Origin of the sequence: Fischerella major NIES-592 (assembly GCF_001904645.1) — a bacterium.
GTDB classification, from domain to species: domain Bacteria; phylum Cyanobacteriota; class Cyanobacteriia; order Cyanobacteriales; family Nostocaceae; genus Fischerella; species Fischerella thermalis.
On the sequence record NZ_MRCA01000001.1, the window covers coordinates 71,788 to 84,915 of the forward strand.

At 38.6% G+C, this 13,128-nt stretch carries 8 protein-coding genes; 2 read left to right on the forward strand and 6 right to left on the reverse strand.

Features of this window, described 5'->3' with window-relative positions; translation table 11 throughout:
- Nucleotides 1-86: 86 nt before the first annotated feature.
- Nucleotides 87-1,280 carry a response regulator gene (locus tag NIES592_RS00250; RefSeq protein ID WP_062249618.1) on the forward strand — a complete coding sequence of 398 codons (1,194 nt, stop codon included), beginning with the start codon at nucleotides 87-89 and terminating at the stop codon, nucleotides 1,278-1,280.
- Nucleotides 1,281-1,410: 130 nt separating this feature from the next.
- Here the strand turns inward: NIES592_RS00250 and NIES592_RS00255 are convergent, their stop codons facing one another.
- The 6 genes from NIES592_RS00255 to NIES592_RS00280 all read right to left on the reverse strand — a co-directional run bounded on the left by NIES592_RS00255 (nucleotide 1,411) and on the right by NIES592_RS00280 (nucleotide 11,439).
- Entirely contained in the window at nucleotides 1,411-2,511 is a 1,101-nt protein-coding gene (locus NIES592_RS00255; protein ID WP_073554594.1) for a chemotaxis protein CheW, read from the reverse strand.
- A gap of 7 nt (nucleotides 2,512-2,518) precedes the next feature.
- Nucleotides 2,519-3,367, reverse strand: a complete 849-nt coding sequence (locus tag NIES592_RS00260; protein WP_073554595.1) for a CheR family methyltransferase — start codon at nucleotides 3,365-3,367, stop codon at nucleotides 2,519-2,521.
- 21 nt (nucleotides 3,368-3,388) lie between these two features.
- Entirely contained in the window at nucleotides 3,389-4,456 is a 1,068-nt protein-coding gene (cheB, locus tag NIES592_RS00265) for a chemotaxis-specific protein-glutamate methyltransferase CheB (protein WP_073554596.1), read from the reverse strand.
- A gap of 93 nt (nucleotides 4,457-4,549) precedes the next feature.
- Nucleotides 4,550-7,306 (reverse strand): hybrid sensor histidine kinase/response regulator, encoded by a 2,757-nt coding sequence (locus tag NIES592_RS00270; protein WP_073554597.1) that lies wholly within the window; start codon nucleotides 7,304-7,306, stop codon nucleotides 4,550-4,552.
- Between the two features lie 108 nt (nucleotides 7,307-7,414).
- Nucleotides 7,415-9,325 (reverse strand): methyl-accepting chemotaxis protein, encoded by a 1,911-nt coding sequence (locus NIES592_RS00275; protein ID WP_073554598.1) that lies wholly within the window; start codon nucleotides 9,323-9,325, stop codon nucleotides 7,415-7,417.
- 647 nt (nucleotides 9,326-9,972) lie between these two features.
- The gene (locus NIES592_RS00280) at nucleotides 9,973-11,439 is read right to left on the reverse strand and encodes a methyl-accepting chemotaxis protein (protein WP_062249606.1); all 1,467 of its coding nucleotides are present in this window, start codon (nucleotides 11,437-11,439) and stop codon (nucleotides 9,973-9,975) included.
- Between the two features lie 426 nt (nucleotides 11,440-11,865).
- On the opposite strand from NIES592_RS00280, the gene NIES592_RS00285 reads away from it, so the two are divergent.
- Nucleotides 11,866-13,050 carry a PstS family phosphate ABC transporter substrate-binding protein gene (locus NIES592_RS00285; protein ID WP_073554599.1) on the forward strand — a complete coding sequence of 395 codons (1,185 nt, stop codon included), beginning with the start codon at nucleotides 11,866-11,868 and terminating at the stop codon, nucleotides 13,048-13,050.
- Nucleotides 13,051-13,128 lie beyond the last annotated feature (78 nt).

Genomic DNA, 13,128 nt, shown 5'->3' on the forward strand with positions numbered 1-13,128 from the left:
GTATCAAAGAATACGACACAAAATTTTCAACTTTATATTAATCAATTTAATCAATAATGATATAAAAGGGTGCAAGCTACGGCATAATGATTGCGAGCAGAGCAGAATTGCCACAAATGATACTAACAAGGCTGACAGAAAAATTAGACAAGCTGAGTAAACATAGTACTAATGGAATACTAATTTTCTACAACCACACAGTCCTTTGGAATCTTCACTTTAACGACGGTAAGTTGATCTACGCCACAGGTGGAATGCATCCTGTCAGACGTTGGAACAGAGCTTTAAAACAGCATTGTCCGAATTGGGACTGGAATTTTGAGTCTCCTGAGTTATCGGAAAATCAACCTTGGGAATGTCAACTCCTTGCTCAAGGAATCAGTCGCAAACAACTAAGTGCAATCCAAGCTAAGTTAGTAATTCGTACTATTGTTCAAGAATGTTTTTTTGAATTAGGTAACTCTAAAGACCTGAAAAATGATTGGAAACCGACTCAAAAAGATATATTCCATTTACCCCAGCTCATAGCCTTGTCTTCCTGGGAAATACTATCAGTGCTTACAAAAGCAACGAACACCCAAAAAAAATGGCAAGCTGCTGGACTAGATCATCTCAGTCCCTGTCTAGCACCAATTTTGTCACCAACAGCAAATCCTCAAGTCATCCCAGATTCAGAAAAGAGGTACTTCAACAGCAACTTCACCCTCTGGGATATGGCGATCGAGCAGGAAAAATCGGTGACAGAGGTAGCTGTTTCCATAATGCCATGGGTGGATAAGGGTGTGCTGGAACTGCAAAAAATTCCAGATTTACCATTACCAACAATCAAACAAGTAGTTACAGTCACTAACTCTCAATCAGAAAATAAACCGATTACATTTGTTCAGGAAGCTGTTCCGAAATCTGTAGAAAAACAACCTTTAATTGCTTGTATTGATGATAGTCCAGTATTGGCTTACACCTTAAGAAAAATATTGATACCCGCCGGCTATCAAATGTTAAGTATTCCGGAGCCGATGCGAGGCTTTTCTCAGCTTATCGAATACAAGCCTGATTTAATTTTGTTAGACTTGCTCTTACCCAATGCTGATGGTTATAGCATCTGTAAATTTCTGCGGGACACTCCCACTTTTAGGAATACACCAATTATTTTTCTGACAGAGCGGAATAACCCTGTAGATCGAGCCCATGCAATGTTGGTTGGTGCGACTGAGTTTTTAGGTAAGCCTCCACAACCAGAAGATTTATTACAAATTGTTCAGAAATATATCCGGCAGTAAGGTTATTTATGCTTGAAGGCTGATATTATCTTTATTTGTCGGTAATCAGTAATTATTTTTTAGACTACTGAATAACTATCTTTAGTTTAGTTTTCTGAATTTGCCGATTGTAACACAAAATCAAGTTAATTCAAATTACCTCATCAACAATTAATCCTCCCTGAAGAAAAATCTTTGGTATATCCAAAATATGCATCGTTTTTTCATTATAAAGGGTAGCCCCTTGACAATACTGCTCATTAATTGTGTTGATAGTCTTCGGTATTACCATTACTTTTTGTAAGTTGAGAGAAAACATGACATCGTAAATTTCTCCAACTATTACACCTGCAACTATACCCTCAACCTCTATAACTATTGCTTTAGAACCAAAGACTATACCTTGCGGTGGTAAATTCAATAATAATCCCCGTAGATCAACAACAGTAAGTATCTCACCTCGGAGATTCATATTACCAATAATATGTGCTGGGCAGCAGGGAATGGGAGTCACTTGATGAATCTCAACAAACTCCCGTACCATTTCTAAATCAATCCCAAAAAGATGATCATTTAAAGTAATTACTGCTAAAGTCTTAAAACTCTGAAAATCCTGATTTTTTGTTGGGAGTCTGAGATGATCTGCTCGTTGTTTTAAAACCTTTCTTGCTTCTAAAGTTGCATTTGGGTAGAATATAGACTTTTGCAATAGTAACGATTCAGAATCATGGGTTTGAGTTTCGTCTACATTGTAATTATCATAATTCTCTTTTTGTAGGTAGTTTGACAAAGACAGAACTTGTTTTATTTCACTATCTTCAAGCCATTGTTTTGGTTCATTCAAGATAAAAATATCATCTGGAAAATTGACAATACCAGCGATAATATTAATATTTGCTTGTTGCTCTACTAGTAATTCTCGTGGATAGTTAAGATCGGTAGAAATTTTCTCAAAAGATAATTCTCTGATTTCGTGGATTTGATTAACAATCATACCCAGTTGAAAATCTTTACATTTTAAAACTACTATACTATCTGTCAAGCGATAATCTGGGGATAAATAGCCCAATTTTAGATTCAAATCTATAACTGGTAATATTTTCCCTCGGAGATTTACAAAACCAATAATTCCATGAGGAACTTCTGATATTGTTGTCAATTCTGGTAAATTGAAAACTTCTTCAACGTAAACGGTGTTAATGCCGTAGAGGTATTTATTTAAACTCAAAGTAAGATACAGATTATTTTTCATTTTTTACTTACTTTTTTATATAGACAAGGGATTCTGGAAATAATTTTGTTTGAAACTTACTGAGTTTTTGTCCACAAAGTTCTGTATGTCCTGTGATTAAATATCCCAATGGTTGCAGAGTATCATAAAATTTGTCTACAATTTTTGCAATTACTGTTGACTCAAAATAAATAAAAACATTGCGGCAAAGGATTAAATCAATATCTCGAAAATCGGAATATGGATGAATAAATAAATCTGTGACTAAATTTGTATATTGGAAATCGACCATGCGCTTAATCTGTTCATCTAGATAATATTTGTTGTTAAACTTAATAAAATATTTTTGTATTGTTTTTATGTCAAGGCTTCTTAATGACCAAGCAGTGTAGATTCCTTGTTTGGCTTTTTTCAAAGCTTCTTTGTTGATATCTAAACCTAAAATCATCAGTTTCCATTCCTCTAAATCGGGAATCAATTCTTTCAAAACAATTGCAAGAGAATAGGGTTCTTCTCCCGTGGAACATCCTGCACTACAAAATCGGATAGTTTTGCTGTGATACTGACGTTGAATTATTTCTGGAATAATATGATTACGTAATAACTTAAATTGTTCTTTGTCTCTAAAAAAGTAACTCTCAGTATTTGTGAGAATGGCAATAAATTTTTGCCATTCTACATAGCTATATATGGTATGAGAAGCTAACACTTTGTAATAAATCTCCGGAGAAAATATTTTCAGAGCTTTCATCCGCAAAAATATTTTTTTTATCAAACTTTCTCGTTCTCGTTCTCTAATTTTTAATCCGGTATGTTTGGTGATTAACCGAATAAAAGCCTCTGTTAGCTCTACACTTAAAATTTCTGCTTCTGACACTTGGACTCCTAATTATTCTCTCTAGAAATCAAGAAAATTATTTTGCAACAAAGATAGCAGCCTTGGTGCGATCGCATGAATTGGTAAAACCTGTTGTGCGGCTCCTAACTCCACTGCTGCTTTGGGCATTCCAAACACAACAGAAGAAGCTTCATCTTGAGCGATCGTGAAACCACCAGCTTGAGCGATCGCCTGCATTCCCTCTGCTCCATCTCTACCCATACCAGTTAACAGGATTCCTACACATGCTTGACCATAAAATTTGGCAATAGATGTAAATGTCACAGTTACCGAAGGGCGATGTCCTGCTACTGGTGGTGAGTCAGAGTAAATAAATCTACCCCTTGCATCCAGTTCTAAGTGCTGTTGTTCTGGTGCAAAATAAATTCTTCCTGGCTTTGGTAGATCTCCTGGTTGAGCAATTTGAATTGGTAATCGACAACCAACAGCTAACCAATCAAGTAATCCCTGCAAAAAACCGACATAAATGTGTTGTATGCAAATCACTGGCAAGGGAAAATCTAGTGGTAATTTAGATAACAACTCTTTCAGGGCTTGGGGTCCACCTGTAGATGCGCCAATAACCACGACTTTGGGTCTAGCGAAAGATTGATCAGAGAAAGCGGCAAGATTTTCTACTGAGAAATATTGTGTTTGTGTAGGTAATTTCCGCTTTTTCCTAAATACTTTGACTCCAGATAAAATTTTAATCTTGTTAATCAACTCATTTTTGAATACTTCATCATCTGCTATCAATCCTAAAGTTGGCTTAGGAAAAATATCCACCGCTCCTGCATCTAAAAGCTGAAAAATATTTCTGGAATCATCTGTTTGTACAGAAACACTAATTACCAAAATTGGTCGCGGATATAGTTCCATCACTTCAGTTGTCAACTCTAAACCATTCATGTGAGGCATATGGAGATCTGTACAAATTACATCTGGTTCAAGTTTAGGAATCAGTTTCAAAGCTTCTAAACCAGTATGAGCTTCTCCTACAACTTCAATGTCCGATGATGATTTCAAAATTCTTTTTAAAAGTACGAGAGCAATTTGTGAATCTTCAACTAACAGAACTCGAATATTCATTTGTTATTTGTTGGTTGTTATTTGTTGGTAGTTGGTTGTTATTGCTTGTTGCTTCCAAACAACAAACAACGAACAACTATCAACACATATTAACTAAATCAATCTTCCTAATATTTCTAAGAGAACATCCTGATTAAAATTACTTTTGATAATATACGCATTCGCCCCAACATCAGCTCCCCTGGCTTTATCTGCATCGGAAGCCAGCGTTGTCACTAAAATTATTGGCAATGTCTGATATTCAGGATGCTGACGTATTTTCTTAGTCAGTGATAATCCATCCAGATTGGGCATTTCCACGTCAGAGATTACCGCATCAAAAGCATGAGTTTGGAGTTTGTTATAGCCATCTAGTCCATCTTCTGCTACTACTACTTCATATCCAGCTTTCTCTAAGAGCCGTTTTTCTTGGGTGCGAACGGGGATAGAATCTTCTACTAAGAGAATGAGCGGCTTGGTTTTGACTGTTTTCCTTGGTTTTGCCGAAACTACAGGTGTAGTTTGTTGCTGTAAAGATTTGAGCAAATCGGAGGCGTTAAGAATCATACAAACTTCTCCAGAACCGAGAATTGTTGCTCCACTAACATTACGTACCCGCTTTAATAACTGACTTTGAGGTTTAATTACAACTTCTTGAGTTTGCATGAGGCGATCGACAAACAATCCAAATACTTCTTCTCCCACCTTGATCAAGATACAAGGTTGTTGAGTCTGGATTTGTGGCTCAATTTTGGCGATTTGGGGATAAGCAGGAGAGTTTGAAAGTTCTAGCAAATCAGCCAGATTTGCAACCGAAACCGACCGACCGTCCAAGTTAATCGTTTTGCAGTCTTCGTTGGTGAAGATTTGATTGGGGGAGATAAATAAAGTCCTTTGTACAAACTCAACTGGTAGAGCATGAACAATACCTTGAACTTCAAATAGCAGTACATTGTTAATCGCCAAGGTTGTACTTAGCTGGATGCGGAAGGTGCATCCTTGAGTTGGGGTTGATTCGATTTCAATATTGCCTTTGAGGCGTTCGATGCTTGTGCGTACTACATCTAAGCCAATTCCTCTACCAGAAATTTCTGTAATAAAAGTTTGGGTTGAGAAGCCAGGAGCCAAAATCAAGGCATGAATTTGGCTGGGAGCCATGGTTTCCAGTTCTTTATAACTGTATAGTCCACGTTTGAAGGCGGTTTGTTTGATTTTCTCAATGTCTAGCCCTCGACCATCATCTGCTACTTCTATGACAATGTTGTTGGCGGTTTGGTAGCCCCTCAAGCAAATAGTGGCGACGGGAGATTTACCAAGTTTTTCTCGCTCACTGGGAGTCTCAATGCCATGATCTATGGCATTACGAACCATGTGCATTAGGGGATCTTTGATTTCTTCCAGGATACGTTTGTCTGTGGTGATTTCTTCTCCTGATATTATTAACTGCACTTGTTTGGATTGTTGTTTGGCTAAATCTCGCACTGTGCGCTTCAGCAAATCAAACACCGTGGATAGAGGTAGCAACCGGAGGGTGCGAATTTTGTCTCTTAATTCTCCAGCAATAAAATCTAATTTAGTACTGTGTTCTTGAATTGAATTTCTTAAAGAGTAGATTCTTTTTTCTAAGCGTTCTGTGTAGGAATCTGTGTTTAGTGATGACGACTCAGTCAGTTTGGCTTGGCTATAGAAAGCTTTCCACTCTTCCCAGAGGGTTGTTATTTCCTCAATAGCAGTGGCGGTATGAGCTATAGCATTTTTGGTGAGAGTTAGTTCCTCTGTCTGTGTAATTAAGGTGTCTAAATGGTGAGTTTGAACGCGAATTGTGTCGATGTGATACGGTTGACTAATTCCTAAGGAGGGAGCGGGTAAATCTGGGATGACTGGCTTGATAGAAATTTGGGTGGGGAGTGGAGAGAGTTCAGGTAGAATTGGTAAGGATTCTGGGGCTGTGGATGGACTCACAACTCCCATCAAATGATTAAGTATTTCGGCGGTGTCCACCCCTGTTGCTTCACCAGTCACGGCTTCGTGTACCAAAAAACCGATCGCATCCAATCCTTGATAAAGGCGATCGCTCAACTCTGGGGTTAAGGTCATTTCTTGGCGTTTAATTCCCAACAGAATTTCTTCAAGTTGATGGGTGAGAGTAACTACGCTGTCTATTCCCAAGCTGCGGGAGTCTCCCTTCAAGCTGTGGGCTTCTCGTAGTAACTGTTGTAAAGTTGCTTCGTCTTCTGGCTGTTGTTGCAGTTGTAGTAAACCTGCTGCTAGTTTTTGTAAGCGTTCTTCGCTGGTGGTTTGATAAATGTCTCGCAGTTCTTTGTCTTCTATCAAGCTGCATCTTGATTGGGGAGCATTGCTTGTGGTGACGTCTTGTAATTCATCAGTGCTGGTGGTAGATCGCTTATTCTTCTCAACTGATGCTTGTGAGACAAGAACTAGTTGTGCTTTTGGAACTATTTCCGGCTCTAGTGGTTCTGACTGTGCAACTGTTGCCATCAATTGTTCGAGTATATCAGCGGTATTCACCCCAGTTGCTTCACCAGTGACAGCTTCGTGTACTAAAAAACCAATTGCATCTAATCCTAGATAAAGGCGATCGCTCAGTTCTGGGGTTAAGATCATATCTTGGCGTTTCAGGCTCAAGAGAATCTTTTCAACCTGATCGCCCAGAGTTACCACATCTTCTACACCAATAATTCTAGAGTCGCCTTTAAGGCTGTGGACTACCCTCACCAACTTTTCTAAAGTAGCTTCCGCTTCATCTTTTGGCTGCTGTTGTAGATGCAGTAAACCATTTGTCAGTTTCTGTAAATTTTCTTCGCTTGATATCTTATACAGATTCCGGAGTTCTTCATCTTCTATAAACATGATCTAGTCATTGGTCAATTATCAATGGTTAGTGGTTGGTAGTTGGTGGTTGGTGGTTAGTGGTTAGCGGTAATTCCTCTACCCCTCATACTCCTCATACTCCCCTAGCTACACCATCCGTTTCAAAGCCAGAGCAACATCACTAAGTTGCTCAGTACCTAACTTGGTTTGATTGATCCCAGCAGCAGTTTCTTGCGCCCCCTTGTTAATAATGTCCATTGCTTGGACGACTTGTTGAATGGCGTCCAATTGTTGCTTGAGATTAAGTGAAATTTGTTGATTGTTCACAACCATATAATTAATGGCATCGGCTACTCCAGCAAAGGCTTGATCTGTTTTTTGGGCATTTTCTAGTCCCGTCTTCACTGTCTTGGTGCCTTCTTCTGTTACCATTACTGTTGAATTAATTGCTTTTTGGATCTTGGAAACCAAGACATTAATTTTTTCAGCAGATTTTTGACTTTGGTCGGATAATCGGCGAATTTCATTAGCAACTACAGCAAAGCCTTTTCCATATTCTCCAGCGCGTACTGCTTCCACTGAGGAATTGAGCGCCAACATATTAGTTTGGTTTGCTAAGTCAGAAACAATCTGGGAAATGCTAGCAATTTGATTGGCTTGCTCACTCAGATGTACGATTTGTGCTGCGATCGCTGATACTTTTTTTTCTAGGATGAACATACCTTCGAGGGTTTCCTTGACTGCTTGGCTACCACCTTCTGCGAGTGTCAAAGCTTGCTGTGCAGCGGTAGTGGCAGCTTTGGCTTGTTGAGTCGATTGTCTACAGGAAGCCTCTAATTCGTCCATTGTAGTTGTAGTTTCATGGACTGAGGCAGCTTGCTGTCCTGCTATGCGTGCTTGTTGATCCAAACCAGAGAAAGTTTGTTGAATAGAGGCGGATATGATATTGACTAATTGCTTAATCAAATTTACAATTTGGCGTGCGCGAATAAATCCCAATGGTAATACCACAGCCAAAGAAAGAATAATAATCAAGAAGGCGACTAGCTTAAATGAGTTAACAGCAGCAAATACACTTTTGTGGGGAACTTTATTCAAAACTACTAAAAATTCTGGCTGATTTGGGCTGGGGTCTACTCTATCGAATGTAAATAAATACTCCCCATTGTCAATAAACCCTTTTTCCTTATTTAAGATTTCTCGAGTCACTTCTGGGGGAAAATCTTGGTCTAATTTATCTTCTTTTTGGAATTCAAATCCCCATTCTTTTTCCGGGAGAGGGTGGGAAATGTAGTAGCCATTTTGATTGACAATAAACTTCTCTTTACCCTCATATGCATTTTTCTCTTCTGCTTGCTTATTAACTTCTTTAAAAGCATCTATAAATTTTTTGGCAAATACATTAGCGATGACAATTCCCCTTTTTTGACCGCTAGAATCAACTATGGGGGTAGCATATCGAATCACTGGTTTAAAAGGAGTTTCTATTTGACCATTTTCCTGTTTTAGATCTACAGGTGAAACATAAATGCTCCCAGGTGTAAGTTTGATTGTTTCGATAAAATATGGTCTATCGCCTTTTTTTTGAAGTTCTGCTGCGGAGATAATTTTAATATTACCTCCATCCGAATCGACTCGTACTATTTCTTTGCCTTTTTCGTCTATGTATCGAAGTTGCATATAATGGGGTTTGCGTTCCATCATGGCAGTAAATAAGATTTGTAACTGCCCAACCCAAGCATTGTAGGATAAATTAGTTTGTCCATCTGTGCCGTTATTTTCTTTGGCTCGAATAATACCTTGAATAGGTGGAGTTTTGCTCAACAATAAAACATCATCACTCACACCATTGAGAAAAGCATTTATTTTATTAGCTTCTTTTGTTGACTCCGCCTCCATTTTTTCTTTGGCAACTTCTGATAGTATATTGGAGGAAGAATAAATACCATACAAGCCGACAATAAAGACAGGAATAATCGTACTAAAAATGAGTAAAATGATAAATTGATCTTGTAGCTTAAACTGACTAGGTAAGATTTTGAAAAGTTTCTTCAACATGGCTGATTAGTGATAATCAATAGGGAGTTTTGGTGGGTACAGATAGATTTGTTAATGGGTAATGTAATTGGTAGTTTGATTTCCTCTTACTCATTACCAGTTGAGAGTGAATTCATAAGTTTTATATCAAGTTATATTAATCACTTAATAATCAAAACCTCACCCCAGCCCCTCTTTGAACTTGCAAAGAGGAGTACCGAAGGCGGGGTAAGGTGGAACGGGAATTATAAGTAATCATGTGAACTTGATATTACATACCGGGTAAATATATTGAACAAATGTCAGCAGTATTCATTTATTGTCCCTTATCTGTATAAATGCGAGCACAAAGTTTTACTAGGTTGCTACGTAAACCAAAAAGCACCCTGGAAAATTTTTAGCCACCTTGATTATTGATGCAAAATTTAGAGGCAAGAGCACGCATTTAAATTTTTCTGTCTTGGACGACACAATCCACAGAGGCAGATGCGGAAGTAACTCTCAATACCTGTGGCAGTTTGGTACATTCCGCAGATTATACCTCAATCTGAACAAAAGTTAGCATTCGTGCAACAGTATTAATTTTATGAGTTACGAAATTTAGAATTGATCAGCCTCTATCAAATCTCGTGGAATGCGATCGCTCATGTACAAACAATATAAAATTACTACACTAGATTCTTCAGTTTTTGAACAGTTTCGTTGAGGTTGATAGTAGCATTTTTGACCAAAGAAATTCCAGTAGCGGTTTCTTTTGCACCCAGATTGATGGCGTTCATCGCTGATACGATCTGTTGTACAGCAATAGCTTGCTGTCTAGCGTTGAGGACAATCTGTTGATTGTTCAGAAATACCTGATTGACAGCATCTGCGATACTTGCGAATGCATTCCCCGTTTCTTGAGCCAGTTTGATCCCTTCACTTGCTTTTTTAGTACCTTCATCAGTCACCATTACCGCAGAGTTAATAGCCACTTGTACTTGATTAACTAAGACACTGATCTGATCAGCTGATTTCCGACTTTGGTCAGCGAGTTTGCGAATCTCATTAGCTACCACTGCAAAGCCTTTACCCTGCTCACCTGCACGCGCTGCTTCGACTTCAGCATTCAAAGCCAACATATTGGTTTGGTTTGCCAATTCTGCTACTAAATCAGAAATTGTAGAGATTTGAGTAGTCTGTTCACTTAAGTGTGTGGTCTGATTAGCGATCGCCATTACCTGATCTCTCAACTGTGAGATACCTGCAATTGCAAGACTAACTATTGTAGTTCCTTCTTCTGCGAGAGTTAATGCTTGCTTTGCTCCACTAGCAGAGGTTTCGGCTTGTTCGGCTGACTGGAGTGCAGAAGTCCCGATCTCATCAACTGTAGTGGTTGTTTGATTCACGGAAGCAGATTGTTGCAAAATGATACGTTCCTGCTCAAACACACTGGTAGCAATATCCCCGGAAGAGGTCGCCACTGCGTAGGCGGCTTCGTTAATTGGCAGCATGATACGGCGGATAACGTAAAATGAGATATAAATTCCAGCCCCAACACTAACAAGCCATCCACCCCAGTTAACTATAGTTGATAATTGCTGAAACTGATTTGATGCTGCTTCTGTTTGCTGTAAAAGCCTCTGTTCTTGTTGTTCCATTTCAGCTAGTGTAGCTCTGATGTCATTCATAATTTGCTCTCCTTTGTTGGAAGCTAGCACAGCAAGAATTTCTTGATCTTTTCCTGCTTTTTTCAGAGCAATAGCTTGTTCTAATTCGGAGAATTTTGTTTGAGCTAATTGTATAATTTGGTCAGTTTTTTCGCTCTGAAAAGACGAGTCATTCATTAGCTTTTTCAAATCCTGACTACGCGCTTGAAAATTGCTTTGTAAAGTTGCAAAGCGTTGCAGATAGTTTTCTTTGCCAGTGAGCAAAAATCCACGCTGTCCTGTCTCAGCATCTACTATATCTTTCTCCAACTGCTTTAGCAGTAGCTTAACTTCATATGTATACTCTTCGATTTTGTGTATTTGTTTTAAATTAGCTTTAGAAATTTCCGAAATTGTCGTTACAATACCTGTCAATATGAGGACAATACCAAAGCCTATGGGTACAATTTGATTAACTTTCAAAGGGCGTTGCACTTGCTTTTGCATGATTTTTCTTCCTTTCAATTTATGCAAATATGTTTTTTTAGAAAATGAACACCCTGGTTAAACTTTTGTATTTTCTATTAACTGTCTTGAAAATAAAAATCTGGGACTAACTTAACAAGGTGTGTATATCTGTGTCCATCTGTGTTCTTTAAAAAAGAATATTGAATAAAAGTTATTGGCAGATGCAAAAACATTTTCTAAGATTTATCAGTTTTAATAATTATCAATAACCAATTTTTTGGGACAATTAACATACTTTCATTGTGGTGATGCGATCGCTGTTTACCTAAATTTCTACAGTTGTGTTGCCAAAAAGCCTATGCTCTGATAAATGTACTTAAGTATCTACCGATAGTTTTTTACAATAATACAGAAATCTCCTGGGTGCAATACCGTTAGTACGAACATCTACCTTGGGAGAAAAAAATGAATAATCACAATCAAGAGGTTATAGTATGCAACCATTGTGGCTATGATACCAATCCTGTTACAGCTACAAACTGTTTAAAATGCGGTCAACCGCTAGACGTTTTTCCAGCAAAAAAAGTTAATAAATCTACCAAACCAGATTCCAAATTTTTGGGAGAATTGCTACTCACACCTTGGGCAATTTGGCTTGGTTTTGGTCTGCTGTTTCTGGTGCTTAGTTGGTTAATCTTCTCGATTTTTGGCAATTTTAGCAGTCTGAATAATCGCAATGATACTAGAGTTGTCAATTCCCGTGGTAGCAATCAGAATATCCCCCCTGGTGTTAAACTTTACGATTCGATCAAAGATGTACCGAATGTACCTTCCGGCACATTTAACTATGGTGGTGGTAATACTTTTGCAGCTTTGACTGCTCAAGGCTTTCACGAAGCTATCACTAGATCTCACCCAAATTTTCGCCTCCGCTTCACTGAACCTAGAGACGGTAAATCTGGTGGCAAAAAGGGTGTGGCTATGGTGCTTGATAGCCAACTGAGCTTTACTCTATACGGAGCATCCCTTGAGGATGAACACTATAGCAAAGCTCTACAAAGAGGCTTTCAGATCAAGCAAGTGCCAGTGGCTTTAGACATGTTTGTCTTCTTTACCCATAAAGATATCTCTATTCCTGGGCTTTCAATTGATCAACTGCAAGACATATACAAAGGTAAAATAACCAACTGGAAAGAAGTAGGAGGGCCGGATTTAGCGATCGCACCTTTCGCAAGAGACCCAAAATCCACTAATTTATTAAACGAGCTTCTCGGAAAAGACGTAGATCAACTCAGTTCTAAGGTACAGTTAGCCCGTGATTACACTGAGATAATTCGTAAGGTTGCTGCAACCCCTGGGGGAATTTCCTTTGGAGGAACTGGACCAATTCTTGGTCAAAAAACAATCCGCCCTCTTGCAATCGCTCAAGCTAATACCAAAGATTATGTGCAACCCTTTATAGATGATAACAAGCAGGTTAATACTACCGCACTGCGCAATGCCTCTTACCCTATGACCCGACGCATGTTTATTGTGTATCGCCTTGATGACACGATCGATCAACTAGCTGGAGAAGCCTACGTCAATATGTTATTAACCAAAGAAGGTCAGCAGATTGTTGAAAAGGCTGGGTTAGTTCCCTTGCGCTGACACACCTTTGGAGTGCTTTGTCAACTATAAATTTGCAAAGACAAACGACTCGCAAACCACCATTTAATAATCATAGTG

Excerpts from the sequence above, each read along its gene's own strand:
- NIES592_RS00270 (WP_073554597.1), bottom strand. The coding sequence starts at position 7,306 with ATGTTTATAGAAGATGAAGAACTCCGGAATCTGTATAAGATATCAAGC.
- NIES592_RS00280 (WP_062249606.1), bottom strand. The coding sequence starts at position 11,439 with ATGCAAAAGCAAGTGCAACGCCCTTTGAAAGTTAATCAAATTGTACCC.
- NIES592_RS00255 (WP_073554594.1), bottom strand. The coding sequence starts at position 2,511 with ATGAAAAATAATCTGTATCTTACTTTGAGTTTAAATAAATACCTCTAC.
- NIES592_RS00250 (WP_062249618.1), top strand. The coding sequence starts at position 87 with ATGATTGCGAGCAGAGCAGAATTGCCACAAATGATACTAACAAGGCTG.
- cheB (WP_073554596.1), bottom strand. The coding sequence starts at position 4,456 with ATGAATATTCGAGTTCTGTTAGTTGAAGATTCACAAATTGCTCTCGTA.
- NIES592_RS00275 (WP_073554598.1), bottom strand. The coding sequence starts at position 9,325 with ATGTTGAAGAAACTTTTCAAAATCTTACCTAGTCAGTTTAAGCTACAA.
- NIES592_RS00285 (WP_073554599.1), top strand. The coding sequence starts at position 11,866 with ATGAATAATCACAATCAAGAGGTTATAGTATGCAACCATTGTGGCTAT.